The organism is Actinomadura craniellae, from assembly GCF_003289645.1.
Lineage (GTDB): Bacteria > Actinomycetota > Actinomycetes > Streptosporangiales > Streptosporangiaceae > Actinomadura_D > Actinomadura_D craniellae.
Map to the genome: position 1 here is coordinate 76,699 of NZ_QLYX01000005.1, position 26,722 is coordinate 103,420.

The window sequence follows — 26,722 nt, forward strand, 5'->3', positions numbered from 1 at the left end:
CCTTCACCCCGTAGTGAGCTGGATGTACGATTCGTCCGAAAATCCACCGCGGGAGCTCGGGCGGGACCGGGCTGAGAGGGCGGCAGACGCGCCGCCGACCGCATGAACCTGTCCGGATAATGCCGGCGTAGGGAGAGTGCACCGCCATGCGGTCCGACGTGCGCGAACGTCACGAGGCCCCGTACACCCTCGACGAGCCCGCCCCCAAGGTCCTCAGCTTCTGGGACCAGGGCGCCTTCTGGGCGAACCTCGGGGTCAGCCTCTTCGCCTTCTCCGGCGCCTACACCCTGCTCGCCCCGGACGACGCGGGCGGCCTGCACCTGCCGATCACCGCCGGGATCGCGGCGATGGTCGTCGGCACCGTGCTCGGCGGGCTGATGCTCGGCCTGGCGGCGGTCCCGGGCCAGCGCACCGGCCAGCCGTCGATGGTGCTGCTGCGTGGCCTCTTCGGCGCCCGGCCGTCGTACGCGCCAACCGCGCTCAACATCGCGCAGCTCATCGGCTGGGGGACGTTCGAGCTGATCGTGATCGCCGACGCGGCGCGGGCGCTGCACGACGGGATCCCGAGGTGGACGTACGTGGTGGCGGCGGGCCTGCTGACCACCGTCCTGGCGCTGTGGCCGCTGGGCTCGGTGCGGGTGCTGCGCCGGTACGTCACGGCCGCGGTGGCGGTCGCGCTGGTCTACTTCTACGTCCAACTGCTGCGCGAGCCGCTGCCCGACCTGGGGCTGGTGCCGGGCGGGGACGACGGGTCGTGGGCGAAGTTCTGGGTGGGCGCCGACGCCGCGCTGGCGGTGTCGATCTCGTGGGTGCCGCTGGCCGCCGACTACACCCGGCACGCCCGCAGCGCGCGCGGCGCGTTCGGCGCCGCCACGGTCGGCTACGGCGTCACCCAGATCATCGCCTACACCCTCGGGCTGCTGGCCCTCGCCCTGGTGGCCGGGGATTCCGAGCAGGTCTACACCCCGTTCCTGGGCGTCGCCCTCGGCGCCTGGTTCTTCGCGGTGTTCGTGCTGCGCGAGGCCGACCAGTCGTTCGCCAACGTCTACTCCACCGCAATCTCGATCCAGAACATCGTGCCGCGGGCCGACCGCCGGGTGCTCGCCGTCGCCCTCGGCACGGTGATCACCGTGCTGGCGCTGCTGATCGACATGGGCGACTACTCCAGCTTCCTGTCGCTGATCGGCTCGGTGTTCGTGCCCATGCTCGGCGTGCTGGCGGTCGACTTCTTCCTGGGCCGTGGCCGCTCCTGGGACCTGTCGCGGACGGCGCCGGCCCGCTGGGGGATGATCGCCGCCTGGGCGCTGGGCTTCGTGACCTACCAGCTGATCAACCCCGGCTGGGTGAGCTGGTGGGCCGGTTTCTGGACGGATCTCCGATCGGCCCTGGGTTTCACCCCGGCGGACTGGATGAGCGCGTCCCTGCTGTCGTTCGCGGTAGCCGGCGTGGCGGCCTACCTCATCGGTCGTCTGGGAGGTGCCCGGACGCGGTAGGCCGCCGGGTGGCACCATGTCAGGCGTGCAGCAGGATCCCCACGACCCGACCGTCCGCGCCGTGATCGAGTGCGCGGCCGACGCGATCGTGGCCGTCGACGACCGGTTCGCGGTGACGGTGTGGAACCCGGCGGCGGAGCGGATGTTCGGCTGGACGGCCGAGGAGATGCTCGGCAAGGTGCCGCCGATCGTGCCGGACGAGCTCCAGGCCGAGCAGAACGCGGTGCTGGAGCGCGTCCGCGAGGGCGGCCAGATCTCCATCGCGACCCGCCGGTTCCACCGCCACGGGCGGCTGGTCGACGTCCGCATCGACACCAGCGCCCTGCGCTCCCCCGGCGGCGAACTGCTCGGCTGGGTGGGCGTCTACCACCCGGTGGAGGAGGACGACGCCGCCCAGCACCACGTGGCCGAGCGCGCCCGGCTGGTGCGCCGCCTCAACGACATCGTGGCCGACCTCAACGCCGAGCTCGACCTGGGCACGGTGCTCGACCGCATCACCGCCGCGCTGATCGAGCTGACCGGCGCGGACGCCGGCGGTTACGTCCGGATCGAGGACGACCGGCTCCGGCTGATCAACATGCAGGGGCTGCCCGAGCACCTGCGGAACCGGACGGCCGACCTGCGCAGCAGCCTGGTCGGCGAGCTGCTGCGGTCGGGCAAAACGGTGATGCTCGCGCACGGCGAGGAGCGGCTGGGCGACCTGATCTGGTCGGAGCTGCCCGGCCTGCACGCCGTGGCGCTCGGCCTGTCGTACATGCAGAACCGGCCCTACGGGGCGCTGTACGCGCTGTTCTCCGGGCACCGGGTCGGCCACATCGAGCTGGAACTGCTGGAACTGCTGGCCGGGCACGCGGGGGTCGCGGTGGGCAACGCGGTGGCGTACGCCGAGGTCGTCCGGCAGCGGGCGCATGAGCGGGCGGTCATCGACTCCAGCGCGGACGGCATCGCGGTACTCGACCGGGAGGGCGTCGTCCGGCAGTGGAACCCGGCGGCGCACCTGCTCACCGGGGTGCCCGCCGCGAAGGCGATCGGTGACCGGCTGCCGTTCGAGCCGCCCGAGCCGGGGGAGATGGCGACCTTCCAGCTCGACTCGGGGATCTGGCTGAACGTGCTGTGCGCGGAGATCGAGGAGACCGGCGAGCTGGTGGTCGACTTCCGCGACGTCTCGGAGACCAAGGCGCTGGAGGAGGCCAAGGACCTGTTCCTGGCCACCACCAGCCACGAGCTGCGCACCCCGATCACGGTCGTGCAGGGCTTCGCCAGCACCCTGGTCAACCGGTGGGACAAGCTGTCGGACGACGACCGGCGCGGGGCGGTGGCGACGATCGCCGAGCGCGCGCAGTCGCTGGGCCGGCTGGTGGAGCACCTGTTGCTCGGTTCGCGGGCGGGCGCCGACGAGCTGCAGGTGACGGTCGAGCGCTTCGACCTGACCGGGCTGCTGACCGGGGTGGTGACCGGGTTCCGGTCGCTGTCGGAGCTGCACCGGGTGGAGCTGGAGGTGGCGCCGGGGTTGCCGGCCGCGGCGGGCGACGCGATGGCCACCGACATCATCCTGGGGCAGTTGCTGGAGAACGCGTTCAAGTACTCGCCCGACGGCGGCACGGTGACGGTGCGGGCCGGGGTCGAGGGGGCGCGGCTGGTGGTGACGGTGGAGGACGAGGGGGTCGGCATCGCGCCCGGCGACCATGAGCGGATCTTCGATCGGTTCGTGCAGGGGGAGGCGGGCGACCGGCGCCGGTTCGGCGGGATCGGGTTGGGGTTGTACATCGTGAAGCGGCTGGCGCAGGCCCAGCATGGCGACATCTCCGCACATAGCCGCACGTGTGGAGGGACCTGTATGCGCCTGGTGCTGAAGATCGCCGAATGATCGTTTTGTGCACGTGCACGACCGCTCATGTGACAACGGTGTGACGGACGAAACGCTCGGAAGAGGAGTAATGGTTGGCGCGGATGGATAGGTCTTAGTTGATTCTTCCGCAACGTAGGCACCTGTCCGCTTCGCTCCGCCACGGGGGTGATTGGCCTTGGATGAGGGGTCAACCGCCTCTGACCTGGTGGATGGTAGATTTCGTCCAGGTTTCCGGCCCCCCATACCTGGGCATTTCGGTCGTACTAGATCTGGTGGAAGCGTCAACCACGCACTGCGGGCCGCTGGGAGGTGAGGACGTCGAGCGTCGTACTGCTGCCCCACGCCCCGTCCAGCGTGTCGATCGCCCGCAAGCGCCTCAGCACCGAACTCCGCGGCTGCGGTGTCTTCGACTCCGTCATCGACGACGCGGCCGTGATCGTCAGCGAGCTGCTGAGCAACGCCCTCCGGCACGCCCGGCCGCTGCCCTCCGGGCAGCTCCGGGTCACCTGGTCCTGTAACCGCGAGACCCTCGAACTCGCCGTCAGCGACGGCGGGGCCATGACCGAGCCGCGCCGCAACCGGCCCGCCCTCTCCTCGCTGGGCGGCCGGGGCCTCGGCATCGTGGAGACGCTGGCCGAGTGCTGGGGCGTCCGGCACGAGGACGGCGCCACCACGGTCTGGGCCGTGCTCCGCACCTACCGCCGGGCGGACGGGGAGAGCACCTCGATGGTGACCCCCGCCATCCACCCGGCCCTGGCCGAGGACCTGCTCAACGGAACCTGGTGATCACCCTGCGGAGTGTGATCCACGCCCCATGGCGGGGGCGATCATCCGCCTTGTAAGGTCAACGCAGCTCGGGCGCTGTCGTGCCCCCGTCGACACCGCCCGAGCCTCCAAACTCACACCGGTTCGCGGTGCAACGGGCACGACATGCAGCGGGGCCCGCCCCGGCCACTGCCCAGCTCGCTGCCGCCGATCCTGATCACCTCGATGCCCGCCGCCTCCAGCTGCGCGTTGGTCCCGACGTTCCGCTCGTAGGCCACCGCCAGCCGGGGGGCCAGGGCCAGGGTGTTGTTGCCGTCGTCCCACTGCTCGCGCTCGGCGGTCACCGGGTCGAGCCCGGTGTCGATCACCTTGAGCCGGTCGACGCCCATCGCCTCGGCCGCCGCCGTCAGGAACGGCCGCGGCGGGGAGACCTCGAGGTCGCCGTCGTCGGTGGCCGTCACCACGTACGCGGTGAGGGAGTAGGCCACCGCCGGATACATGACCACGGTGTCGACGTCGACCATGGTGCAGATCGTGTCCAGGTGCATGGTGGCCCGCTCCTGCGCGATCGGGACCGCGAGCACCGTGCGCGCCAGGCCCGCCGCCAGCACCCGCCGGGCCAGCCGCTCCACCCCGGCGGGGGTGGTCCGCTCGCCGGTGCCCACCGCCAGCACGCCCGGGGCCAGCAGCATCACGTCGCCGCCCTCCAGGGACTCCAGGCCGGGGCCGTAGACGGGCCGCGCCGCCGCGAACCGGGGGTGGTGGTCGTAGATCAGGCCGGTCAGCGCGGTCTCCCGGCGCCGGGCCGGCATGGCCAGGCTGGTCACCGCCACCCGGTCGCCGATCCAGGTGCTGGAGTCGCGGGTGAACAGCAGGTTGGGCAGCGGGTCGATGACGAAGTCGTACCGGTCCATCAGCCGGTAGACCAGGCCCGCGCCGGTCGCCAGCTCCTCGTGCGCCAGCCCGGAGATCAGGGTGCGGGCGAGCGTCTCGGTGTCGAGATCCCCGAGGTGGCCGGCCACCGCCCGGCGGAGGCGGTCGCCCAGCCGCCGGTCGTCGAGCACCGTCGCGATCGCCGCCTGGCGGGCGTCCGCGTACTCCAGGGTCTCCTGCAGCAGTTCGGCCACGTACAGCACCTCGACACCGCGGTCGCGCAGCGCCGCGGCGAAGGCGTCGTGCTCCTCCTGTGCCCGGCCCACCCAGGGGATGCCGTCGAACAGCAGCTGGTCGTTGTTGCGCGGCGTCAGCCGGCTCAGCTCGGGGCCCGGCCGGTGCAGCAGCACGGAGCGCAGCCGGCCGACCTCACTGTCGACTCTCGGGAGCGTATCCACCACATAAGGCACGATAGTCCGCTCTGTACCATGCGGGGATCAAGACCTTCCCGCACGCCGCGCACCTCACCGCGGCGACGTTGCTGCGCATGGCCGTCGAAGCGTTCTCGACCGTCCTCGTGCTGCTCGTGGCCGACCGGACCGGGCGGGCCGCCGACGCAGGCTTCATCGTCGCCGCCGTCCTGCTGCCCCAGGTGCTGGCCGGGCCGGTGATCGGGGACGCCCTCGACCGGGTCCGCCGGCCCCGGCTGCTGGCCACCGGGCTGGCCGTCGCCTTCACCGCCGGGCTGGCCCTGGTGCTGGCCCTGGCCGGGACGGTCCCGGCGGTGGTCATCGTGGTCGCCGCGGTGCTGCTCGGCTGCACCGAGCCGGTCGTCGTGGCGGTGTCCAGCCTGCTGCCCCGGCTGGTCCCGCCCGCGCGGCTGACCAGGGCGTACGGGCTGGAGTCCGCCAGCTACAACGTCGCCGGGATCGTCGGCCCCGGCCTCGGCGCGGGGCTGGCCGCGGTGGCGAGCCCGCAGGCCGCCGCGCTCGCCGTGGTCGGCATGGCGGTGCTCGGCGCGGCGGTCATGCCGCTGGTCCCGGCGGGCCCGCCCGAGGTGCGGCCACCGGCCCGGCGGCCACTGGACGTGGTCACCGGCGGGATCGTCGTCCTGCTGGGGCATCCCGTGCTGCGGTCGAGCACGGTGGCGACCACGCTGGCGTTCGTCGGGCTGGCCGGGGTGCCGGTCGCCGCGGTCCTGCTCGCCGGGCACGTGGGAGCGGCGGAGACCGCGGGCGGGCAGCTGGTGTCGGCGTTCGCGGTGGGGGCGCTGGCCGGTTCGCTGTCGGCCGCGCGCTGGCTGCGGCCCCGGCACGCCGAGGCGGTGATCCTGGCCGGGCTGGTGGGGGTGGGGCTCTCGCTGGCCGCGGCCGGTGCGATGCCTTCACTGCCACTGGCCATGGTCTGCTTCGCGCTGGCCGGCCTTTGTGACGGCCCGGTGCTGGCGGCCACCCTGACGCTGCGCCAGCGCGAGGCCCCCGCCGACCGGCTCGGCCAGGTCAACACCACCGGCGGCAGCCTGAAGCTGACGGCCGGCGCGGTGGGCGCGGTGCTGGTGGCGGCCCTGGCGGACCACGCCGGGGCGACCGGGGTACTGCTGGGCATGGGCGGGGCGCAACTGGGCGGCGCGCTGCTCGGGGTGATCCTGCTGCGCATCGCCCGCCGGTGAGGGGTTGTGCGCCGGCACAGTCTACCGAATATGATTCTAGAAGCTACTTATGAAGCCGGTGGGACGATGACTAGGGTTCGGTTATGAGTGCACTCCTGGACGGAAAGGTCGCGGTCGTCACCGGCGCGGGCCGCGGCATCGGCCGCGGCGAAGCCATCGAACTGGCCCGCCAGGGTGCCTGCGTGGTCGTGAACGACTACGACGGCGACGCCTGCGCGGCGGTCGCCGACGAGATCGTCGCGCTGGGCGGCCGGGCCGTCCCGCACGCCGGCGACGCCAGCGACCTCGGCGACGCCGAAGCGCTGATCCGGGCGGCGCTCGACACCTACGGGCAACTCGACGCGCTGGTCAACAACGCCGGGGTGCTGCGCGACCGCACGCTCGTCAAGATGACCGCCGAGGAGTGGGACGACGTCGTCCGGGTGCACCTGCGCGGCCACTACGCGCCGACCCACTTCGCCTGCGCGTACTGGAAGTCCGCCGGGGTGCCCGGCCGGATCGTCTGCACCGCCTCCACCTCCGGGTTGCTGGGCAACTTCGGCCAGGCCAACTACGGCGCGGCCAAGGCCGGCATCGCCGCGTTCTCCACCATCGTCGCGCTGGAAATGAAACGGCACGGGGTGACCTGCAACGCCATCGCGCCCGCCGCCCGCACCCGGATGACCGAAGGCGCCTACGGCACCATCGAGGGCTCCGGCGACGACTTCGACTTCTGGCACCCCGACAACGTGGCGCCGTTCGTCGCCTTCCTGTGCAGCGAGGCCGCGGGCGAGATCAGCGGCAAGGTCTTCGGCGTCCAGGGCAACACGGTCGAGCTGTACCGCCCGATCGAGTCGGCCGCCGCGATCGAGAACCCCGCCGGCCGCTGGAACCCCGCCGACTTCACCGACCGCGTCGGCGAACTGTTCAAGGAGTCGGGCATCGAACCGACGGCCGAAAACCCGATGCGCCGCCTCCGCTACTCCATGACCCGCCGCACCTGACCGGCCTCCCAAAACCGGTCGGTAGTGCTCTCAACGCTCAGGGCCTAACCCAAAGAGATCCGTGCGTGGTCGGCGGCGGCCCGTCAGCTTCGAGAGAATGCCTGTCCGCTCCAGGCCAGAGGCGTTCGCTCACAGGTTCAGCGGCGTAGGTTTTCAGGGGCTGCAAGTATCCGCAAATCGCAGCCCCGGAGGAGAGCATGTCCATAATCTTCGTAGGGATCATGCCCGATAACCCCGGCGGCGCTTGCCCCGCAGTGTTTCGTTCTGCAGAGCCCGGGGGCGGCTACTACTTCCAGGGCAAGATCGTGGAACGACGCCAGGTTCCCAACGGCCAGGCGCTCGTCTGGTTGCCGGAGTCGATGACGGAGATCATCCGGGAGGCGTGCCGTGTCCACCCTGCCGTCGACGTACACGCCGACTTGGAAATGACCAAGGTCAGGCGTGTCGCGCGTACGAATGACGGTTTCCATGTTCAGGGCGTGATCGTGTCGGATCCGGAGATACTGGCGAAGATCGCGGCGGACAGTCCGATCCTCGCCGACGAGCTGGTTGTGTGGCTGCCGGAGTCCGCGACCGTCGAGATCGTGGAGACATGTGATGCCTGAAGTGTCGTTTGAGGACCTGTTCGGCGCCGCTGAGACCGAGGCGGTGAAGTTCGAGTTGCGCGATGCTTACCTGACCTCCGATCCGGCCTACCTCGGCTGGCTGGCCGGGGAGTCTGTCGAGAAGGTCAGCGCAGGATACGAGGACTGGACAAGCCTGGTGAGCGCAACCGTGGCCCGGGGCGTGCGGGTGCGCCGCGTGCGCGTGGTCTCCGAGCCCGTCTCGGAGTACGTAAGGTTCGAGCACGCGATGACGCCGACGGTCAACCTCTCCGGCGGGGAGGAGATCCGCTGGCTCAGCCGATCGAATGCCCGCGATCTCCTCATTCCAGCCGTAGACGTCTGGATAGTGGACGGCGAGACCGCCCTGTTCCTGTACTTCTCCGGCGACGGTGATCTCGTCGGCTCCGACACCGTGACCGACCAGGCCATGATCGGTCCGATCGTCAAGGTGTTCTCCACTGCCTGGGAACGGGCGATTCCGCACGAGGAATTCAAGGTCTGACGCCGCCCGCGGATGCCTCCTACTTCGTCCTCCAGCGCCCAAGCGGCACGGCAGGCGCTCGCCGACCGGCTACGTGAGCTCAGGCTCGATGCGAACCTGTCCGCGCGGCAGTTGTCGGCCGCCGCAGGATGGCATGAGGCCAAGACCTCCCGCATCGAGAACGCCAAGAAGGCGCCATCGGAGCAGGACATCCGACGCTGGTGCGAAGCCTGCCGCGTGCCCGGCCTCGTCCCGGAATTGATCGCGGTCATGCGTGCGGTCGACTCCACGTGGCTGGAGTGGCAGCGAGCGGAGCGAACCGGCCTCAAACACCTGAATGTCCAGGTCCGTGACCTGTACGAGCGGACCAGCCTGTTCCGCGTCTACTCTCCCACCTTCGTTCCCGGCCCGGTGCAGACCGAGAACACCATCCGCGCGATCCTGACCTCGGTCCGAAAACGCCGCCGTATAGCCGTCGATGACGTCGAGGCCGCGGTCGCCGAACGTGTCGATCGGCAGGACTCGCTCTTCAGCAGGGGCGGACACCGCTTCCACATCATCCTGGAACAGGCGGCGCTCGGGATGCAGATCGGTGGCCCCGCCGTCCAGGCCGGCCAGCTACGCCGCCTCCTCGAAGTGCAACGGCTGCCCGCGGTCTCCCTCGGCATCGTTCCTTCCGACACCAACCGGAGCGAGCGCCAATGGGGCGTGGAGATGTTCTTCATGTTCGACGATGCCCAGGTCAGCGTGGAGTTGGTGTCCGGCTTCCTCAACGTCACCGCCCCGACCGAGATCGCCATGTACGCCGAGACCTTCGTCGGGCTATCCGAACTCGCCGTCTACGGGAAGGCAGCTGCCTCACTGATCAGCGAAGCTCTCCGCGACCTCAACGTGTAGGCCCTTGCGCAAGTACCCGCAAGTTCGTTGTCCGGACAGCTGCCGACGACTCACCCTCGAAAAGGCATGAAGCTCCGACCGGCGCTCGACACCCTCGCTGGTGACATTGCGGCGCCGGGCTACTCCTCTGTCGAAAGGCGGTAGCCCATGCACGACGACCTGCTGGTGGCCGTGGAAGCCCTCGGCGCCATCCACGACCGTTACGACACAGGCCAGTCCGATCCCCCTCCTGACGGGGGCGGCGACGACTCCTGGCCCGAAGGCGACGCCCTGAATCACCCCGCTTGATCGCACGGGGCCGCGCTGACAGCGCGGCCCCTCTCCCAAGAGCGCGCAGAAAGGCATCGTCGTCATGGCCCACCGACTGATCCAGCATGTGGAGAAAGCCCTCTGCTGGACAGGCCCCGGAAACCTCGGTCACGCGTTCGCCGTTGGAGACGCCGACGGAACCGACCTCGTCGAGCGCATCCTGACGCCGTCGCGCCTGCTGGACCTGGTGATGCGCCGCAGCTTGGCCGACCCGCAACTGCGCTGCTTCCGCGACGGCACGGAGCTGCACCCGAACGCCTACATCGCGCAGAGCGTGACCCGCCGTGGCCAGAGCATCCGCATGGTCGACATGCGCCGCCTGGCGAACCTCCTCGACGACGGCGCGACCCTGGTTGTGGACCAGGTGAACATCTTCGACCCGACCCTGGAAGCCGCCTGCCGAGCACTGCAATGGTGGTCCCGAGAACGTGTCCAAGCAAACGTCTACCTGACCACCAACAATGCCGCCGGTTTCGACCTGCATTGGGACGACCATGACGTTCTGATCGTGCAGCTCGCCGGAGAGAAGCGGTGGGAAGTCCGCGGCGACTCCCGGCAAGTACCGATGTACCGCGACTCAACGCGGAACTCCACCCCAAGCGAAGACATCGTCTGGACCGGCACCCTACGGCCCGGCGATGTCATGCACATCCCGCGCGGCTACTGGCACAAGGCCACCCGCCAGGAACTCGGCACCGGCCTCAGCATGCACGTGACCTTCGGATTCGTACAGCGCACAGGTGTGCACTGGATGTCCTGGCTCGCCGACTGGTCCCGCGATACCGACCTCTTCCGCCAGGACCTCAAGCGATGGGCCGAACCAAGGGAGCAGGAACTCCAATGCCGACGACTCGGCGAAGAGGCCGTGGCGCTGATCCGCTCCCGAGACCCGGGGGCGTACCTCGCTGCACATGAGCAGGAGACCGGTACACCACGCCACATACGCCACCTGAAGATCCTCGGCACCCTCCACTCGGTCGTCTGCGTCACCGACTTCCCTCCTCAAATCAGGACGGAAAAGGAAGCCGTCGAGGTCCTGGCGGCAGGAAAGAAGCTCACCTTTACTCACAAGGCCCTGCCCTCACTGCGGCTCCTCCTGAGTGGAGATCCAGTACGGCTCGCCGACGCGGCAATGGTCGTCGGCAGCAAGGTCAACCGGGTGGCGGAGATACTGATCGAAGAGGATCTGTGCACATGGCTGACCCCGGAATTGTCCTCGGGTTACACCGATCTCGTCACGAACGCCGCGCTCTGACCGGCGCTCTGGACCTCGGCGTCACACACCTCGACACCGCCTTCAACTACCGGTCCTTCACCTCCCACACGACTCTCTCGACCATCGCGGCCGACCTCCTGGACCGGTTCACCATCTCCACCAAGATCGGTTTCTTCCAGACCCCGCACGGCATCCGGCACTCCCTCGACCCCAAACTCCTGAGCGCGTCCCTACGGCAGACGAACAAGGACCTCGGCAGGCAACCCGATCTGGTCTTCCTGCACAACCCCGAGCGTTCCCTCCGCACCAACCCGGCACGAGCACGAGAACGGCTCTACGCGGCATGTGTCCTCCTGGAGGATGCAGTAGCCAAAGGCCTGTGCCATTCCTGGGGAATCGCCTCGTGGGACACCACGCCCTTGCCCGACCTGATCGACCCCGCGGTCCCGCGCCCAGCCGTTCTCATGGTCCGGGCAGGTCTCCTAACCGGCATCGACGTCCTCGACACCGCTGCCGAACTCTCTGCGCGCTGGGAGTTGCGCACCGGTGCGACTTGGGGCATGAGCCCCTTCGGCGGCGACGTGGAGAACCTGCCCCTCAGCGTCGCCGACCCCCGACTGTTCCTCGCCGAGGACGCCCAGACCGGCTGCTCACGGCTCCAAGCAGCCTTCCAGGTCGCCTACCACCTGCCCACGGTCGGCAGGATCGCTGTAGGCACCGACAATCCTGCCCACCTGCGGGCCCTCATCGAAGCCCGCCAATACACCGTAGACCGCCAGAAGACCCGGCTCTACTTGGAGTTCCTTCGCCACCGCCGGGAAGCGATCACGCCCGCCGAAGCTCCGCGACGAGCCGCGCCGCGTCCTCGCGAGCCGGCCCCAGCCGCGGATCATCAGGATGCGCGTGCGGGCCGACGATCTTCGCCAGACAGAACAGCATCATGACCTTCCCGTCACGACTGCCCAGATCCCGCTCGCGTTCTCGCCGAACACGCTCAGCCAGAGCCGGGACGGCCAACGAATTGCTCCACAGATTTGCGGCATCCAATCCCCGAGGGGCCATTCCCCAGTCCTCCCAATCGAACACGCAGAAGGCTGGACCGGTGATATTCGCCCAATGGAAGTCGGCGTGCGCAGGCGCCCACTGGTCAATGGAGGCATCAACAGAGACCCCGAATACCGCCTCAACTGTCTCGGCTACATGCCGTCGCGAGATCATGACCGTGTCAGGCGTCGCGACCCGAGTGGTCTCCTGGACCGCGAGAGCATCCAAGGAGGAATTAAGCCCCGCCCACCAATCCTCAGGCAACCCAGGATCCGCGGTCAGCACTCCTGCGGGTTTGACCGGAAGCGCCGGTAGGAGCTCCATCTCATCCGCCCGCCACATCACCTCCCCAGATGGCTCCCTCCACGACGCACCCGCACGCCACACCGGCATGGCGACATCTCGCAATACCGCCGCGCACTCAGCACCGTTCCATCCCTGAGCGCCGATCTTCGCCGTGATCCGACGCTCGATTCGAACCCACGTACCCCGATCGGACACGGCCCCCAGAGTCCGACGCTTCCTGACCAGCCCCTCACGATCAAGACACGTGTCCAGGGCCCTCTCTACCCTGCCGAGCACTTCATCGACCGGACTAGAGCGCAGATCAATCGACATGAGCGTTGAAACGGACATGGAATCAACCCCTCGCCTCAATACCAAACATAGCAGCATGGGCCCCGGAACGGGCATAAATGGCAACTTCGCCCAGTATTTCATATACATCCATATCCACCTCGGGGAGATGGGAAAGCCCTAAGCCCAGAATAGCAGCAAGATGATCTCGATGATCAATTGATAAACGCACGCCACAGGCCAATTGTGACACAAACCCATTTGCCAGGGCTGGTCGGTTCGATCCAGCACTTGTGAGCGAACGCTTCAACGATTCCCAACCCCCGGCACCTATTTCGGTCGAATCCGCTAGGGTCCAGATCGAGGGACTCCGGCGTGAGATCTGGTGGCGGCCGGTGCTCGGGCATCCGGTCGCTGGAGTCCCAGATGGCCACGACCGCTCCCTGCGGCCGGAGGCCAACAAAGATCCGGATGGTGTTGTCCGGGGGAGAGACCGCCACGGCAGGGTCGTCCGTCAGTTCGTCGAACAGCCACGGCCGTCGCCCGCGAAGTAGTGGAACTGGACGAGCCGGTCGCCCAAAACTCAGAAGTCGTTGTCGGGCAGGCGCAGGTCGGAGGCACGCGTGCGGGGCAGCCACCGCACCTGTTCACTGGACGCCAGGTTGAGCGGTCCAGTGCCCTCGTACTCGAAGCGGATGAACGGGGCCAGTGGCTCGCTCGCCACCCTCGCCCGCCGTATCACCACGCTACGAGCCACCATCACCCGGACCAGGTCACCCCATTCCCGCTCATGCTCGGCGATGTCGTCCGGCGTCACATCGGCCAAGGTCGTCGGGACGACAGGTTTCTCCAGCCGTCCCGGAAAATCGATCGACGTGGTGGGGGCGGGTCCGTACTCTCGGGGGCATGTTCGTCGCCGGCACCCTCTTCGCAGCAGAGTTCGCAGCTCTGCCGGTGTCGGCCGTCCTCTCGGCAGTCGCAGCAGCCGGCGGCGCGCGAAGCTGACCCCTCTCCGTACCGCCTCCGGAGAACCAGCGGAGGGGGGTGGAAATAAGCGCACGCGTTGCGCGGTTCTCGCGTTCCCCCTGTACGTGAGGACAGACCAATGGCCAAGCAGCTTTACGAGCGCCGCAAGCCGCATCTCAACATCGGGACGATGGGTCACGTCGACCACGGCAAGACCACCCTCACCGCCGCGATCACCCGGGTGCTCGCCGACCGGGGGCTGGCCAGGGCCGTGCCGTTCGACGGTATCGACCGGGCGCCCGAGGAGCGCGACCGCGGCATCACCATCAACATCGCGCACGTCGAGTACGAGACCGAGACCAGGCACTACGCCCACGTCGACATGCCCGGCCACGCCGATTACGTGAAGAACATGATCACGGGTGCGGCCCAGATCGACGGGGCGGTGCTGGTGGTCTCCGCGCAGGACGGTGCGATGCCGCAGACCCGCGAGCACGTCGTGCTGGCCCGGCAGGTCGGTGTCGACCACATCGTGGTGGCGCTGAACAAGGCCGACGCCGTGGACGACCCGGAGCTGCTCGACCTGGTCGAGCTGGAGCTGCGGGAGCTGCTGTCGGAGTACGGCTTCCCGGGGGAGGAGATCCCGGTGGTCCGGGTGTCGGGGCTGCGGGCGCTGGCGGGCGACCCGTACTGGGTGGCCCGCATCGGTGACCTGCTCGACGCGATCGACGCGTACGTGCCGGTGCCCGAGCGGGTCCTCGACCGGCCGTTCCTGATGCCGATCGAGAACGTGCTGAGCATCACCGGCCGCGGCACCGTGGTGACCGGGGTGGTGGCGCAGGGCGCGATCCGGCTCCGCGACCAGGTCGACATCGTCGGCCTGGACGAGGGGATGACCGGGGTGACCGTCACCGGCCTGGAGACCTTCGGGCAGGCCATGGAGTCCGCCGAGGCCGGGGACAACACCGCGATGCTGCTGCGCGGGGTGCAGCGCACCGAGGTCCGCCGGGGCCAGGTGGTCAGCGCGCCGGGCGCGATCCGGCCGCACGCCCGGTTCCGCGCCCGGGTGCGGGTGCTGACCGCGGCCGAGGGCGGGCGCAGCCGGCCGTTCTTCACCGGTTACCGGCCGCAGTTCCACTTCCGGACAACGGACGTGGTCGGCGGGATCGACATGGGCGAGGGCGGTATGGCCCTGCCCGGCGACTCCGTCGAGATGGCGGTCGACCTGGCCAGGCCGGTCGCCATGACCGAGGGGCTCGGCTTCGCCATCCGGGAGGGCGGCCGGACCGTCGGGGCCGGCACCGTTACGGACCTCCTCGGCTGAGGAAAGGGACCTCGCGCCATCCGCGGCGCGGGGTCCCTTTCACACTTCGAAGGGAATCAACTAATTGTGTCATCGTCCGCACTCGGGAATCTCACTGGACCGGTTCAATGGGCGTGGGGGCGCGGCACCTGCTTGATATCCGGGCATTACAGAGAGGTTTTCCCGTAGTACGGGTGTCCCGGGACAAGCCTTGCTAATATCCCGCTGCGGACGGGGGTCCTGCCGGAGGGTATTCGGCTTCTCTTGGTGATCACTGTTGTCGAGGCGGTGACGCCGTCCTTCCGTCCACGCGTACGTGACCAGCGCAAAGGGAGGAAGCGACCATGGGCAAGCACTCTGGTCCGCCGAAGGACGAGGGGCCGTTCGAGCCGAAGCCGTCGACCGACAAGAAGGACGACGGCCCGGTGCGCGGCGGGGGAAAGCACGAGAAATAAGCCGGCCTGCTCATCGCAGGCGGGCCCATTCGGCGTGGCCGGCGGTCCGTTCGTCGAAGTATCGGCGCAGTGCAGGCTGCCAGCGGTTGGCGCGCATTCCCGGTTGGAGCGCGGCCACCGCGAGGCAGTACTTGCTGATGCTCAACGGGCGGACGCCGAGCCCGCGCAGGGCCCGGTCCATCGGGCCCTCCGCGCCGGGCGACTTCGTCTCCACGAGCACCTGCCCGGCGGCGGCCCGGACCGTCCGCCCGCCGGCCGTGCATGAGAGCCCGACGTCGCAGGTCACCCGGCCCGTGCCGGCGGTCTGGACGAGGGTGGCGCGCAGGTAGCCGGTGGTGGCGGAGGGGCCGATCCGGTCCGGCGGGTCCATCCGGTACGCCTCGTGCAGGCTGTCGGCGAGGAAGGCGTGCGCCTCCCGGGTCAGTTCGCCGCGCCGGGCGATGTCGTGCGGCATCCGCCGTTTCTCGGTGCGGTCGCGTGCCCCGGCGAGTTTCACCTCGAACATGCACTCCCCGCTGTCCAGGTAGGACCGGGTCCTGATTTTGAAGCGGCGCCGGCGGCCCTGCCGGTGCTGCCGGAAGGTGAGCAGGTCCGGGGTGTCGAAGTAGGTCGACGAGTACTCGAAGCACCGCCGCCCGCCGATCTCCAGCACCGCGTACCGTCCGGCGACCGCCGCCGCCAGGGCCGGCAGGGCCGCCGCCGGGAGCAGGTACTTGCGGTCCACCCTGGTCTGCAGTTCCGCGGCGGCGAGCACCTCGTCCAGCCCGACCGGGGGCAGCCCCCAGACCATCCGGGAGAGCGCCAGGAGGCTCACCTGGCCCCCGCTTTCCGTTTGGGCAGCCGGGCGGCCCAGGGTGCGCGGGATGCCGCCAGGGTGTAGCGGACGTCCACCACCATCACGTCGCGCACGTAGTCGGTCTCCACGACGGTGTGCCGCAGCAACCGGCCGCCGAGCCGGTGCTCCAGGTCGGCGCGGAGCATGTCCGGGTCGGCGTGCACCACGTCCAGCGTGACGATCTGCCGGCGGACGCCGGCGGCCAGGTCGGGGTGGTCGGCGCCGTACATCACGGCGAGCAGGACGCCGGTCAGCGTGAGCGAGAGCCAGGGGATCTCCCCGGCGATCCCGTTGACCAGGCCCAGCGCCAGGGCGACGAAGTAGTAGCCGACCTCCTCCTGGGTGAGCTCGCTCGATCGCAGCCGGATGATCGACAGCACCGCGAACAGCCCGAACCCGATCGCGATGTCCGCCCGCTGGGCGAGCAGCAGCACGACGACGGTGAAGACCCCGATGTTCACCGCCACGTAGGCCAGCAGCAGGTCCCGCCGCCGGTACCGGCGGAAGTAGATGACGTACGCCAGCACGGCGATCGCGGCGAGATCGGTGATCAACCCGAACAGCACACCCCAGGCCAACGGTCCTCCCCTCGTGTCCGGTCCCCCGCGGACCGTCGCGCTTTTGACGGTCCCCGGTCCCGGTGGCCTCCGGATGAGGCTCCGATGAGAGTCGATTCATCTTCCGTACACCTGACAGACCGCGATCCGCCACTTTCCACGGGTTCGAGCCGCATCGGCGACGGGTTGACCTCAAGCTCGATTGAGGATCCACAGTGATCCCAGGGCGGGCGGAGCTGCCGGCCGCCGGGTGAGCAGTGGAGGGTGCGCCATGTCCGAGCAGGTGTTCCGGCTGGTGGTGATCACGGGGAGCGGGCGTGGCGGGCGGTTCGGGCGAGCCGTGACGGGCTGGTTCTCCGGCCTGGCCCGGCAGCGGGCCGATCTCGACGTGGACGTCCTCGACCTGGCCGGGACGCCGGATCCGGGTTCCCGGCTGGCCGCCGCGGACGCCTTCGTCGTGGTCACGCCCGAGTACAACCACAGCTTCCCGGCGCCGCTGAAGGAGGCCGTCGACCGGCACCGGGACGAGTGGCACGCCAAGCCGGTCGCGTTCGTCTGCTACGGCGGGGTCTCCGGCGGGCTGCGGGCCGTCGAGCACCTGCGCGCGGTCTTCGCCGAGCTGCACGCGGTCGCCATCCGCGACACCATCAGCTTCCACGGCCCCTGGAACGGGTTCGACGCCGCGGGCCGCCCCGCTGACCCGGACGGCGCCGAGCGGGCGGCCAAGGTGCTGCTGGACCGGCTCACCTGGTGGGCCTGGGCCCTCCACCAGGCCCGCACCACCCGCCCCTACACCGCCTGAGCGGAGGGAGTGAGCGGAGTGGACCGCGAGGGACGAGTGGTCCGCGCAGCGAACGAGCGAGGCGAAGGCGCAGGCCAGCACAGCCTGAGCCGAGGGAGTGCGCTGAGCGGACCGAGCTCGGGGACGCCGCCGGAGTGCGCGGGCTCCGGCGGCGTCCTGGGGCGGTGCGTTCAGTGGACGGCGCGGTCCTGGTCGGCCCAGTAGACCTCGCGCAGCTCGCGCTTGAGGACCTTGCCGGTGGGGTTGCGGGGGATGGCCTCGATGCGTTCCACCGAGGTGGGGCACTTGAAGTGGGCCAGCTTGGACCGGCAGTACTCGATCAGCTCGGCGTCGGAGGCGTTCCCCTCGGGGACGACCACGATCGCCTTGGGCGTCTCGCCCCACTTCTCGTGCGGCACGCCGATCACCGCGCAGTCGGCGACGGCGGGGTGGCTCATCAGGACGTTCTCCACCTCGGCAGGGTAGATGTTCTCCCCACCCGAGATGATCATGTCCTTCACCCGGTCGTGGATGTAGAGGTAGCCGTCCTCGTCCAGGTAGCCGGCGTCGCCGGTGCGGAACCAGCCGCCCTCCGGCAGCGCCGCCGCGGTCGCCTCGGCCAGCTGCCAGTAGCCCTGCATGTTCTGCGGGGTGCGGCAGATGATCTCGCCGACCTCGCCGACCGGCACCTCTTCCAGCGTCGCCGGGTCGACGATCCGCAGCTCGCAGCTGGGGTTGGGGATGCCCGCACTGCGCAGCCGGTGCGCGTTCGGGCCGTCGGGGTCGTGGTCCTCCGGCGGCAGGTAGGTGATGGACCCGGTGGTCTCGGTCAGCCCGTACAACTGCATGAACTGGGTGGTCGGCAGCATCTCCATGGCGCCGCGCAGCACGTCGTCGCTGATCGGTGAGGCGCCGTACAGCATGAGCCGGAGGCTGGACATGTCGGCCTCGCGGGCCTCGGGCATCATCTGGATGAACAGCAGCAGCACCGGCACCAGGAACAGGTGCGTGACCCGGTGCCGTTCGACCGCCTTGGTGATGCCGACCGGATCGGGCTCGCGCATGATCACGCCGGTCAGGCCGTCCCAGACCACGCAGACGCTGAGGGCGTTGCCCGCCACGTGGTACATCGGCATGGCGACCATGAGGACGGTCTCGTCGTCGAGGTCCCACAGCTGGTTGGTGTTGGGCAGCACCGCGGTGAAGTTGTCGTGCGCGAGCAGCACGCCCTTGGGCCGTCCGGTGGTGCCCGAGGAGTACAGCTGGACGAAGACGTCCGAGCTCGCCACCTGTGCCGGGACGGGCTCGGCGGGGTGGGCCGCCTGCCAGTCCGCGTAGTCGTCGTACGCGTGGCCGGAGCCGTTGATCACCACCAGCTTGGTGGTGTGCTCCAGCTCCCCGGCGATCTCGTCGAGCACCGGGACGAACTCCGGCCCGGCGATGAAGACCTTGGCGCGGGCGTCGTTGACGATGTAGGCGACCTCGGCCGGCGCCAGCCGGTAGTTGACGGGGACCTGCACCGCGCCCAGCCGGGCGGCGCCGAAGAGTTGCTCGACGTACTCCACGGAGTTCTTGTCCAGGACCGCCACCCGGTCGCCGGCCTCGACCCCGGCCGCGGCGAGGGCCTGCGCGGCCCGGTCGACGCTCGCGTCGAGCTCGGCGTAGGTGATCTCCCGGTCGCCGTCGATGAAGGCGATCTGGTCGGGCTTCTCCCGCGCCCGCTCGCGCAGCACCTCGGTCAGCAGTGTCACGGAATGCCCCTCTCGCCCGGGTTTTGGGGGCATCATCCGCTGGCTGGACGGATTGGACAAGTGATTGCTTACAAAAAGTGTCCAAGCTGCGCGCCCGGTGATCGCGATCTTACGAGCCGCTGACGAAACCGGCCCGCGACCGGCCCCGGGCCGTACCGTGGGGCGCATGGACGACCCCACCGGCCGCATCCTCGTGGTCGACGACGACCCCACCGTGGCCGAGGTGGTCACCCGCTACCTGCGGCGCGACGGCCACCTGGTGGAGTGCGCCGCGGACGGCCCCGCCGCGCTGCGCCGGGCGCTCGCCGACCCGCCGCCCGACCTGGTCGTCCTCGACCTGATGCTGCCCGGCATGGACGGCCTGGAGGTCTGCCGGCAGATCCGCCGCGACCGCGACGTGCCGGTGGTCATGCTCACCGCGCTCGGCGAGGAGACCGACCGGCTGACCGGCCTCGAACTCGGCGCCGACGACTACGTGACCAAGCCGTTCAGCCCCCGCGAGCTGGCCCTGCGCGTCCGGTCGGTGCTGCGCCGGGCCGCCGTCGCGCCGCGGACCGGGGAGTCCGGCGTGCTCCGCGACGGCGACCTGGCCGTCGACGTCGGCGCGCACGAGGCGGTCCTGGCCGGCCGGGAGCTGGCCCTCACCGTCCGCGAGTTCGACCTGCTCGCCCACCTGATGCGCCACCCCCGCCGCGCGTTCACCCGGGAGGAACTGCTGGAGCAGGTGTGGGGCTGGTCGTTCGGCGACTCCTCCACGGTCACCGTGCACGTCCGCCGGCTACGGGAGAAGATCGAGGACGACCCCACCGCGCCGCACCGCATCGTCACCGTCTGGGGCGTCGGCTACCGGTACGAGGGCGGCTCGTGATCCCCCTCGCCGACCTGGCCGTGGTGGCCGGCTGCGCGGCGGGCGCCGCGCTCGTGGCGGGCGCGGCCGGGCTCGGGCTGCTGCACCTGCTGCGCGGCCGGCCGGTCGCCGTCCAGCTCGCCGTGGTCGCCGGCGCGACCGTGCTGGCCACGGTGGCGGGCGTCGTGGTCATCACGCTGATGATGATGATCTCCGAGCACGACCGGAACGTGGCGCTCACCGTCGTCCTGGTGGCCGGGCTGGTCGGGCTCGGGGTGTCGCTGCTGCTCGGCCGCCGGCTGACCGCCGCCAACCGGGTGCTGGTCGAGGCGGTCCGCGCGGACCCCTACCGCGTCCCGGACCGGCGGCTGCCCGCCGAGCTCGCCGAGCTGGCCCGGGAGCTGGCGGCGGCCTACGATCGGCTGGCCGCCGGGCGGGCGCGGGAGCAGGCGCTGGAGACCAGCCGCCGGGAACTCGTCGCCTGGGTCAGCCACGACCTGCGCACCCCGCTGGCCGGGCTGCGCGCGATGGCGGAGGCGCTGGAGGACGAGGTCGTCGCCGACGCCGAGACGGTGCACCGCTACCACCACCGGATCCGGATCGAGGCCGACCGGCTCGCCGGGATGGTGGACGACCTGTTCGAGCTGGCCCGCATCCACGCCGGGGCGCTGCGGCTGTCCCGGCAGCGGGTGGGGCTGGACGACCTGGTCGCCGACGCGGTGGCGGGCGTCGAGCCGCTGGCCCGGGCCGGCGGGGTGCGGATCACCGGGGCCGCGGCGCCCGGCCTGCCCCTGGAGGTGGACGCCGCCGAGCTGGGCCGGGCGCTGCGCAACCTGGTCGTCAACGCGATCAGGCACACGCCCGGCGACGGGACCGTGGAGATCCGGGCCGAGGACGCCGGGGACGGCATGGCGCGGGTGTCGGTCACCGACGCCTGCGGCGGGATCCCCGAGGCCGACCTGCCCCGGGTGTTCGAGGTGGCGTTCCGGGGCGAGTCGGCGCGCACCCCGGGCGGCGGGGCTGGGCTGGGCCTGGCCATCGCCCGCGGCATCGTCGAGGCGCACGCGGGCGAGATCGGCGTCGCCAACACGGGCCCCGGCTGCCGCTTCGTGATCCGGTTGCCGCTGGCCGGCGGGTGACCGCCTGGTCAGCGCTCGATGTGTTCGTCGATGGTGCGGAAGGTGGGGCAGGGCCAGCGCCACATGCACGCCCGGCAGCGCCGGATGGGGTCGGTGGGGTCGCTGGAGATGCCGCCGGCGTCGCGGGGCTGGTGCAGTTCGAGCAGCCGCAGCCCCAGTTCGGCGAAGGCCACGACCTCCTCGCGGGCCCCGGCGAGGAAGGTGAGGTCCTCGCGGGAGAGCCGGGTCTTGATCGGCACGGTGCCGTCCCGGCCGATCATCCGGGAAAGGTACTGGGTGGTGGCGCGCCAGGGGCTGGACTTCTCGGCCCGGGTGCGGATCGTCTCGAGCCGCTCCCGCAGCCGGATGCGCTGTAGGTCGCCCCGCGCGACACCGGTCATGAAGCCTCCCCCGGGCAGGTGACAGGGTCAGCTTCCCGCATTCGAACCGCCGCCGGGAGGGGAACCGCGCAGATGAACGGGCGGACGAGCGAGCGGACGGACACCCCCGAAACAGACCCCGGCGGAGGACTCCGGCAACCACTCGTCCCTATCTGTCCGACACGGCCCGGACACGCCCGGATACGCCCGGAGTTGAGCGGTCCCTGGCTCGATAGGTGGCGGCCCGATAGTGTGCGCTCTTGTGGAGCTAAACGTCTCAACTGCGACTCAGGGAGGTCACGTCGTCGTCACGGCGATCGGCGAACTCGACCTCTACACGGCCCCGCGGTTGCAGACCGCGCTCGCGGGACTGCTACGAACGGACGTCGACCGCGTGGTGGTCGACCTGAGCGGGGTGGAGTTCTGCGACTCGACCGGCATGAACGTCCTGCTCTCCGCCATGAAGCGAATAAAGGAGCGAGGCGGCACGTTCGAACTCGTCGCACCTCGCCCCGCCGTCAGGCGCATCCTCCAGGTCACCGGCCTCGACACGGTCTTCACCGTGCTGGACACGCTGCCGGCCAACTGACCGCGCACCGAAGCGACCCGCGGGGACGTTCCCCGCGGGTCTTCCGCTGTTGTGGCCGGCGCCTCCGGTGAGCGCACTACCATCGCACCCATGCAGTCGGACGCGGCGGTCGTCATCCCGGCCAAGAACGAAGAGCGGCGCATCGCGGCCACGGTCAAGGCCGCGGCCGAACTGCCCGGCGTCGACCTCGTCGTGATGGTCGACGACGGCTCGACCGACGAGACCGCCCGGCTGGCCGCCGCCGCCGGCGCCAGGGTCGTCCGGCACAGCCGCAACCGGGGCAAGGCCGCGGCCATGGAGACCGGCGCCGAGGCCGTCCGGCTGCTCGACGACGGCCGCGACACCCCCCGGCACCTGCTCTTCCTCGACGCCGACCTGGCCGACACCGCCCGGGACGCCGCGCCACTGCTCGAACCGGTCCGCGCCGGCGAGGCCGACATGACCATCGCGGTGTTCTCCAGCAGGGTCAAGCTGGGCGGCCACGGCTTCGTGGTCCGGCTCTCGCGCGACGGCATCCGCCGGGCCACCGGCTGGACCGCCGCCCAGCCCCTCAACGGGCAGCGCTGCCTGACCCGCGCCGCGTTCGAGGCCGCCCGCCCCCTGGCGCCCGGCTTCGGCGTCGAGACCGCGCTCACCATCGACCTGCTGCGCCGCGGCTTCCGGGTGACCGAGGTCGAGGTCCCGCTCGCGCACCGGGCCACCGGCACCGACTGGCGCGCCCAGATGCACCGCGCCCGCCAGTTCCGCGACGTCGCCCGCGCCCTCGCCCCGCGCGACCCGCGGCTGTCCCGCCTGCTCGGCCCCCGATGACCGCGGAGTCCGGCCGGTGAGAGCCGGCCGCTGGGGGCTCGGCGCGATCGGGGCGGCGCTGGGGTGCCTGCTGCTCGTCGCGGCGCTCGGCCCGTCGGCCATGCAGCCGGCGCTGGCCGGCGAGCCGGGGCAGCCGCCGTACTCGCTGGTCACACACCCTTCGCCGTACCTGGTCATCGGGCTGACGGCGGCCGGCACGGTGCTCGGCTCGCTGGGCCTCGGGCTGTGCCTGTACGCGGCGCGCCGCGGCTGGCGGTGCTCCGCCCGGCCGCTGGTCGTCGCGGGGCTGCTGGTCGCGGCGGCGTTCGTGCTGATGCCGCCGGTCGGCTCGGCCGACCACCTGAACTACGCCGCCTACGGCCGGATGGCGGTGACCGGGCACGACCCGTACGCCACCAGCGCCGCCGACCTGCCCGGCGACCCGGTCGCCGACGCGGCACAGGAGTGGCGGACGACCCCGTCGGTGTACGGTCCGCTGGCCACCGGCCAGCAGGCGCTGGCCGCCTGGATCGGCGGCGGCTCGGTCCGGCTCACCGTCTTCGTGCTCTCGCTCACCAACGGGCTGGCGTTCGCCCTCACCGCCCTGCTGCTGAACCGCGGCGGCCCCGACCGGCGGCTGCGGGCGGCGCTGCTGTGGACCTGCAACCCGCTGCTGCTGTTCCACCTGGTGGCGGGCGCGCACAACGACACGCTGGGCATCGCCGTCGCGGTGGCCGCCCTCACCGCCTTCGCCGGCGGCCGGACGGGCGTCCGGCACCCGCTGGCGGCGGGGGCGCTGGTCGGCGCCGGGGTGGCGATCAAGCTGCCCGCCGGGCTGGTCGGCGGGGGGCCCGCCTGGGTGCTCGCCCGGGACTGGTGGCGGACGCGGCGGTCACCGCTCGGCCTGGTGGCGCTGTTCGGGGCGGCGGGCGCGGTGACGCTCGGCTGTTTCGCGGCGGCCGGGCCGAACGCTCTCGACCAGGTGAACAAGGCGTCCGGCATGGTCTCCCGGGCCACCCCCTGGCGGCTGGTCGACGGCGCGCTGCGGCTCGGCGACCACCGGGTGGTGATCAAGATCGGCTCGCTGCTGCTGCTGGTCTGGCTGGTCTGGTTGCTGGCCCGGGCGCTGCCCGCCGTGGAGCCGCGCGACGAGTCGGTGCGGGTCGCCGCCGCGCTGGCGCTGGCCTGGCTGTTCGCCGCCCCCTACGCGCTGCCCTGGTACGACGGGCTCGGCTGGGCGCTGCTCGCCCTGCTGCCCTGGTCGCGTTTCGACTGGCTGCTGCTGGCCCGGACGACCCTGCTCGGCCTGGCCTACCTGCCCGCCCGGGCCCCCGAGGTGATCAAGCTGCCCGGGAACCTGGACTGGCTGGTCAGCGTGGTGCGCTCGGCGGTCGTTCCAGTTGCGCTGACCGCGGTTCTGGCGGCGCTGGTGGTGGCGTGCCGGGACCGTCGATCTCCAGTGCCCGCGCGCTCGCCGCGAGAGTCAGCGGGATCGCCAGGCTGAACGCCACCGCGGGGATCGCCACCCCCGAGTCGTTCACCACCATGCCGCCGACCGCCACGATCAGCGCGGCGAACAGCGCCGGGCGCAGGGTCGGGCTGAGCCGGTACGCCTGGTCCAGCACGGCGGCGCGCCAGTGCACCGGCCGGGCCAGCACGAAGAACAGGAAGCACAGGGCGCTCACCGTGGCGAGCGTGAAGTACCAGTTGCCCAGGCTGCCCAGCATGGACTGGGCCTTGCGGGCGACCACGTCCCAGGCGCCGCCGCCCACCAGGTCGTCCCAGAACCGGCCGAGATGGGACCGGTCACCGACCGGGCGGCGGGCGTCCAGGTAGGAGATGAGCAGCACGAGCGCCGCCCCGGCCAGCGCGCACAGCGCGACCAGGACGGGGGAGACCCGCCGGCCGGCGATCATCAGTGCCAGCACGGCCACCGCGGGCACGATCGCGAGCACCCCGCCGAAGTCGCTGCCCCAGGCCGGCCAGCCGTCGATCACCACGGTCAGCCCGCCGACGACCAGGACCAGCGCCACCGCGAGCCCCCGGCGGCCGGCCCGCAGCGGGTGCTCGGCCAGCCACGCCGCCGACAGCACCCCGGCCACCGCGAACAGCGCGAACGCCTGGTTGCCGAACCCGTAGTAGCGGCCCGCCACCAGCGCGGTGTAGCCCATCAGCGTGTTGAGCTGCAACGTCGAGCCGAAGATCACGTCCACGCCGAGGACCAGGGCCGTCAGCCCGGCAATCACCAGCACGGAGCCGGTGACCGAGCGGCGCCAGGGCCCGGCCAGCGCGAGCGCGGTGACCAGACCCGTGATCACCAGCACGGTGAGGACCAGCGCGACGGCGGGATACGGCATGCGCCACCAGGGCACCAGTCCCGCCAGGAACGTCGATACCGGGGCCGCGGCGCCCGCCAGCGCGGACACCTTCATGATCTTCAGGATGCGGCGGCGCCGGTCCCCCTCCACTCCGCCGTTGCGGCGCAGGGCCAGCGCGGTGCCGCCGTACAGCAGCAACTGCGCGGCGAACAGCGCGATGTAGAACACCGCCTGGACGCTCCGGTTGGCCTGGGCGGCGACCTCGCCGTCGTGCAGCGCGCCCGCCTTGGCCGCGGCGGACTCGGTGGTCGGCTCGGCCCGCCAGGGCGACCCGACGGCCGCGGCGGGCTGGTCGAGGCCGAGCACCCGCAGCGCGGTCGCGGTCACGTCGGTGATCGTCACCAGCCCGGTGCGCCGGGTCGAGTTGGCGGTCAGGTAGGCGTTGCCGTAACCGGGACCGGCCGCCAGCGCCACGTGCAGGTGCGGGATGTCGACGGTGTCGGAGAGCCCGGCCACCAGCACCGTGGTGCCCGGGGGGACGGCGGCCAGCACGGCGGCGACGTGCCGGTCGGCGACGGCCGCCGCCCGGTTCCGCGCCGCCTGGGACACCGGGACCTGGCGGCCGCTGCCGTCGAACCCGGCGGTGATGTACGCCCGGAAGACGTCGTCGACGTCGACCGTGGTCAGCGCGCAGCGCGACCAGTCGGCCGGGGCGACCCGGTCGGGGGTGGGCGCGTAGAGATCGACCGCGCCGCCGGAGTCGGCCGCGCCGAACACCGCGCCGGGGCCGACCGCCAGGGTGCATCCGCCGCTGCGGCGGACCGCGTCGCCGAGCAACCCCACCCGGGCCTTGTAGCGCGTCTCGGCGTTGCCCTTGGAGATCGCCAGCCAGCCGGGGGCGGTCGCGCCGCGCCCGGTGGGGGTGGGCGCCGGGGGCAGTGCGCAGTTGCCGTTGATCAGCCGGGAGCGTTCCCCCGCCGACACGGTCAGCCAGCCGTCCGCCGGGCAGGTGGTCGGGGTGATGGTGCGGACGCTCAGGTCGGCCGCGGACCCCCGCTCGACCAGTCCCCACAGGGCCGGCGTGCGCGTCCGGTCGAGGTCGGACCAGAGCAGGCTGGGGATGCCGATGACGACCACCCGCCCGCCGGCCCGTTCACCCGCCCGCCCGTCCGATCCGGCCTGGCCGGGAGTGGCCGTGAGCAGGGTGAACGCCGCCATCAGCACGGCCAGGACAGCGGTGAGCGCCACCCCCCGTCGGGCCACCTCGCACCTC

The 26,722-nt window shown here is 71.1% G+C and carries 24 protein-coding genes and 1 riboswitch; of the genes, 17 read left to right on the forward strand and 7 right to left on the reverse strand.

What is annotated here, in order from left to right; translation table 11 throughout:
* Positions 1–38: 38 nt before the first annotated feature.
* A riboswitch (TPP riboswitch) is annotated at positions 39–152 on the forward strand.
* From DPM19_RS12560 to DPM19_RS12570, 3 genes are all read left to right on the forward strand, one after another.
* A complete protein-coding gene (locus DPM19_RS12560; protein WP_111866605.1) occupies positions 147–1,493 on the forward strand; it encodes a purine-cytosine permease family protein in 1,347 nt (448 codons plus the stop codon). It overlaps the preceding riboswitch by 6 nt.
* Positions 1,494–1,509: 16 nt before the next feature.
* Positions 1,510–3,360 carry a PAS domain-containing sensor histidine kinase gene (locus DPM19_RS12565; RefSeq protein WP_111866608.1) on the forward strand — a complete coding sequence of 617 codons (1,851 nt, stop codon included), beginning with the start codon at positions 1,510–1,512 and terminating at the stop codon, positions 3,358–3,360.
* Between the two features lie 291 nt (positions 3,361–3,651).
* The gene (locus tag DPM19_RS12570) at positions 3,652–4,128 is read left to right on the forward strand and encodes an ATP-binding protein (RefSeq protein WP_199485051.1); all 477 of its coding nucleotides are present in this window, start codon (positions 3,652–3,654) and stop codon (positions 4,126–4,128) included.
* A gap of 113 nt (positions 4,129–4,241) precedes the next feature.
* Here DPM19_RS12570 and DPM19_RS12575 read toward each other — a convergent pair whose 3' ends face one another.
* Positions 4,242–5,441: an arginine deiminase gene (locus tag DPM19_RS12575; RefSeq protein ID WP_233510086.1), complete on the reverse strand. Its 1,200-nt coding sequence runs from the start codon at positions 5,439–5,441 to the stop codon at positions 4,242–4,244.
* 77 nt (positions 5,442–5,518) lie between these two features.
* Between DPM19_RS12575 and DPM19_RS12580 the strand changes: the two genes are divergently transcribed.
* The 8 genes from DPM19_RS12580 (at position 5,519) to DPM19_RS12610 (ending at position 12,084) form a co-directional block, all read left to right on the forward strand.
* Positions 5,519–6,649 (forward strand): MFS transporter, encoded by a 1,131-nt coding sequence (locus tag DPM19_RS12580; RefSeq protein ID WP_267900876.1) that lies wholly within the window; start codon positions 5,519–5,521, stop codon positions 6,647–6,649.
* An 83-nt stretch (positions 6,650–6,732) separates the two neighbouring features.
* A complete protein-coding gene (locus DPM19_RS12585; protein ID WP_111866613.1) occupies positions 6,733–7,632 on the forward strand; it encodes an SDR family NAD(P)-dependent oxidoreductase in 900 nt (299 codons plus the stop codon).
* A 197-nt stretch (positions 7,633–7,829) separates the two neighbouring features.
* Positions 7,830–8,237: a hypothetical protein gene (locus tag DPM19_RS12590; RefSeq protein WP_111866616.1), complete on the forward strand. Its 408-nt coding sequence runs from the start codon at positions 7,830–7,832 to the stop codon at positions 8,235–8,237.
* A complete protein-coding gene (locus DPM19_RS12595) occupies positions 8,230–8,739 on the forward strand; it encodes a DUF6879 family protein (RefSeq protein WP_146778840.1) in 510 nt (169 codons plus the stop codon). Before DPM19_RS12590 ends, DPM19_RS12595 begins: the two co-directional genes overlap by 8 nt.
* Positions 8,740–8,751: 12 nt before the next feature.
* Positions 8,752–9,615, forward strand: a complete 864-nt coding sequence (locus DPM19_RS12600; protein WP_111866622.1) for a helix-turn-helix domain-containing protein — start codon at positions 8,752–8,754, stop codon at positions 9,613–9,615.
* A 147-nt stretch (positions 9,616–9,762) separates the two neighbouring features.
* Positions 9,763–9,903 (forward strand): hypothetical protein, encoded by a 141-nt coding sequence (locus tag DPM19_RS35690; protein WP_199485052.1) that lies wholly within the window; start codon positions 9,763–9,765, stop codon positions 9,901–9,903.
* A 64-nt stretch (positions 9,904–9,967) separates the two neighbouring features.
* On the forward strand, positions 9,968–11,179 hold the full coding sequence (locus DPM19_RS12605) for a JmjC domain-containing protein (RefSeq protein WP_111866624.1): 1,212 nt from the start codon (positions 9,968–9,970) through the stop codon (positions 11,177–11,179).
* A complete protein-coding gene (locus DPM19_RS12610) occupies positions 11,119–12,084 on the forward strand; it encodes an aldo/keto reductase (RefSeq protein WP_111866626.1) in 966 nt (321 codons plus the stop codon). The genes DPM19_RS12605 and DPM19_RS12610 overlap by 61 nt, the downstream gene beginning before the upstream one ends.
* A 1,259-nt stretch (positions 12,085–13,343) precedes the next feature.
* Here the strand turns inward: DPM19_RS12610 and DPM19_RS12620 are convergent.
* The gene (locus DPM19_RS12620) at positions 13,344–13,577 is read right to left on the reverse strand and encodes a DUF6879 family protein (protein WP_111866629.1); all 234 of its coding nucleotides are present in this window, start codon (positions 13,575–13,577) and stop codon (positions 13,344–13,346) included.
* Between the two features lie 288 nt (positions 13,578–13,865).
* On the opposite strand from DPM19_RS12620, the gene tuf reads away from it, so the two are divergent.
* Positions 13,866–15,050 (forward strand): elongation factor Tu, encoded by a 1,185-nt coding sequence (tuf, locus tag DPM19_RS12625; protein WP_111866632.1) that lies wholly within the window; start codon positions 13,866–13,868, stop codon positions 15,048–15,050.
* 444 nt (positions 15,051–15,494) lie between these two features.
* On the opposite strand, the gene DPM19_RS12630 is transcribed toward tuf, so the two are convergent.
* Together DPM19_RS12630 and DPM19_RS12635 are read right to left on the reverse strand one after the other, a co-directional pair.
* The gene (locus DPM19_RS12630; protein ID WP_233510088.1) at positions 15,495–16,298 is read right to left on the reverse strand and encodes a VTC domain-containing protein; all 804 of its coding nucleotides are present in this window, start codon (positions 16,296–16,298) and stop codon (positions 15,495–15,497) included.
* Positions 16,295–16,897, reverse strand: a complete 603-nt coding sequence (locus tag DPM19_RS12635; RefSeq protein WP_233510089.1) for a DUF4956 domain-containing protein — start codon at positions 16,895–16,897, stop codon at positions 16,295–16,297. The genes DPM19_RS12630 and DPM19_RS12635 overlap by 4 nt, the downstream gene beginning before the upstream one ends.
* A 250-nt stretch (positions 16,898–17,147) precedes the next feature.
* On the opposite strand from DPM19_RS12635, the gene DPM19_RS12640 reads away from it, so the two are divergent.
* Entirely contained in the window at positions 17,148–17,678 is a 531-nt protein-coding gene (locus tag DPM19_RS12640; protein WP_111866637.1) for an NADPH-dependent FMN reductase, read from the forward strand.
* Between the two features lie 170 nt (positions 17,679–17,848).
* Here DPM19_RS12640 and DPM19_RS12645 read toward each other — a convergent pair whose 3' ends face one another.
* Complete coding sequence (locus DPM19_RS12645; RefSeq protein ID WP_199485053.1) at positions 17,849–19,408, reverse strand: long-chain-fatty-acid--CoA ligase; 1,560 nt, start codon at positions 19,406–19,408, stop codon at positions 17,849–17,851.
* A 166-nt stretch (positions 19,409–19,574) separates the two neighbouring features.
* Between DPM19_RS12645 and DPM19_RS12650 the strand changes: the two genes are divergently transcribed.
* Together DPM19_RS12650 and DPM19_RS12655 are read left to right on the forward strand one after the other, a co-directional pair.
* Positions 19,575–20,276: a response regulator transcription factor gene (locus tag DPM19_RS12650; protein ID WP_111867448.1), complete on the forward strand. Its 702-nt coding sequence runs from the start codon at positions 19,575–19,577 to the stop codon at positions 20,274–20,276.
* Complete coding sequence (locus DPM19_RS12655; RefSeq protein ID WP_233510090.1) at positions 20,273–21,394, forward strand: sensor histidine kinase; 1,122 nt, start codon at positions 20,273–20,275, stop codon at positions 21,392–21,394. The genes DPM19_RS12650 and DPM19_RS12655 overlap by 4 nt, the downstream gene beginning before the upstream one ends.
* Before the next feature lie 8 nt (positions 21,395–21,402).
* On the opposite strand, the gene DPM19_RS12660 is transcribed toward DPM19_RS12655, so the two are convergent.
* Positions 21,403–21,774, reverse strand: coding sequence for a hypothetical protein (locus tag DPM19_RS12660; protein WP_111866642.1), 372 nt, complete (start codon positions 21,772–21,774; stop codon positions 21,403–21,405).
* A gap of 241 nt (positions 21,775–22,015) precedes the next feature.
* On the opposite strand from DPM19_RS12660, the gene DPM19_RS12665 reads away from it, so the two are divergent.
* A complete protein-coding gene (locus DPM19_RS12665) occupies positions 22,016–22,342 on the forward strand; it encodes an STAS domain-containing protein (RefSeq protein ID WP_111866645.1) in 327 nt (108 codons plus the stop codon).
* Positions 22,343–22,432: 90 nt separating this feature from the next.
* Complete coding sequence (locus DPM19_RS12670) at positions 22,433–23,152, forward strand: glycosyltransferase family 2 protein (protein ID WP_111866648.1); 720 nt, start codon at positions 22,433–22,435, stop codon at positions 23,150–23,152.
* Positions 23,153–24,501: 1,349 nt separating this feature from the next.
* Here DPM19_RS12670 and DPM19_RS12675 read toward each other — a convergent pair.
* The gene (locus DPM19_RS12675) at positions 24,502–26,712 is read right to left on the reverse strand and encodes an MFS transporter (RefSeq protein ID WP_146778841.1); all 2,211 of its coding nucleotides are present in this window, start codon (positions 26,710–26,712) and stop codon (positions 24,502–24,504) included.
* Positions 26,713–26,722 lie beyond the last annotated feature (10 nt).

Bases quoted from the DNA above. Each gene is read 5' to 3' on its own strand.
- DPM19_RS12560 (WP_111866605.1), top strand. From the start codon at position 147: ATGCGGTCCGACGTGCGCGAACGTCACGAGGCCCCGTACACCCTCGAC.
- DPM19_RS12565 (WP_111866608.1), top strand. From the start codon at position 1,510: ATGTCAGGCGTGCAGCAGGATCCCCACGACCCGACCGTCCGCGCCGTG.
- DPM19_RS12585 (WP_111866613.1), top strand. From the start codon at position 6,733: ATGAGTGCACTCCTGGACGGAAAGGTCGCGGTCGTCACCGGCGCGGGC.
- DPM19_RS12590 (WP_111866616.1), top strand. From the start codon at position 7,830: ATGTCCATAATCTTCGTAGGGATCATGCCCGATAACCCCGGCGGCGCT.
- DPM19_RS12595 (WP_146778840.1), top strand. From the start codon at position 8,230: ATGCCTGAAGTGTCGTTTGAGGACCTGTTCGGCGCCGCTGAGACCGAG.
- DPM19_RS12600 (WP_111866622.1), top strand. From the start codon at position 8,752: ATGCCTCCTACTTCGTCCTCCAGCGCCCAAGCGGCACGGCAGGCGCTC.
- DPM19_RS35690 (WP_199485052.1), top strand. From the start codon at position 9,763: ATGCACGACGACCTGCTGGTGGCCGTGGAAGCCCTCGGCGCCATCCAC.
- DPM19_RS12605 (WP_111866624.1), top strand. From the start codon at position 9,968: ATGGCCCACCGACTGATCCAGCATGTGGAGAAAGCCCTCTGCTGGACA.
- DPM19_RS12610 (WP_111866626.1), top strand. From the start codon at position 11,119: ATGGCTGACCCCGGAATTGTCCTCGGGTTACACCGATCTCGTCACGAA.
- tuf (WP_111866632.1), top strand. From the start codon at position 13,866: ATGGCCAAGCAGCTTTACGAGCGCCGCAAGCCGCATCTCAACATCGGG.
- DPM19_RS12640 (WP_111866637.1), top strand. From the start codon at position 17,148: ATGTCCGAGCAGGTGTTCCGGCTGGTGGTGATCACGGGGAGCGGGCGT.
- DPM19_RS12650 (WP_111867448.1), top strand. From the start codon at position 19,575: ATGGACGACCCCACCGGCCGCATCCTCGTGGTCGACGACGACCCCACC.
- DPM19_RS12660 (WP_111866642.1), bottom strand. From the start codon at position 21,774: ATGACCGGTGTCGCGCGGGGCGACCTACAGCGCATCCGGCTGCGGGAG.
- DPM19_RS12670 (WP_111866648.1), top strand. From the start codon at position 22,433: ATGCAGTCGGACGCGGCGGTCGTCATCCCGGCCAAGAACGAAGAGCGG.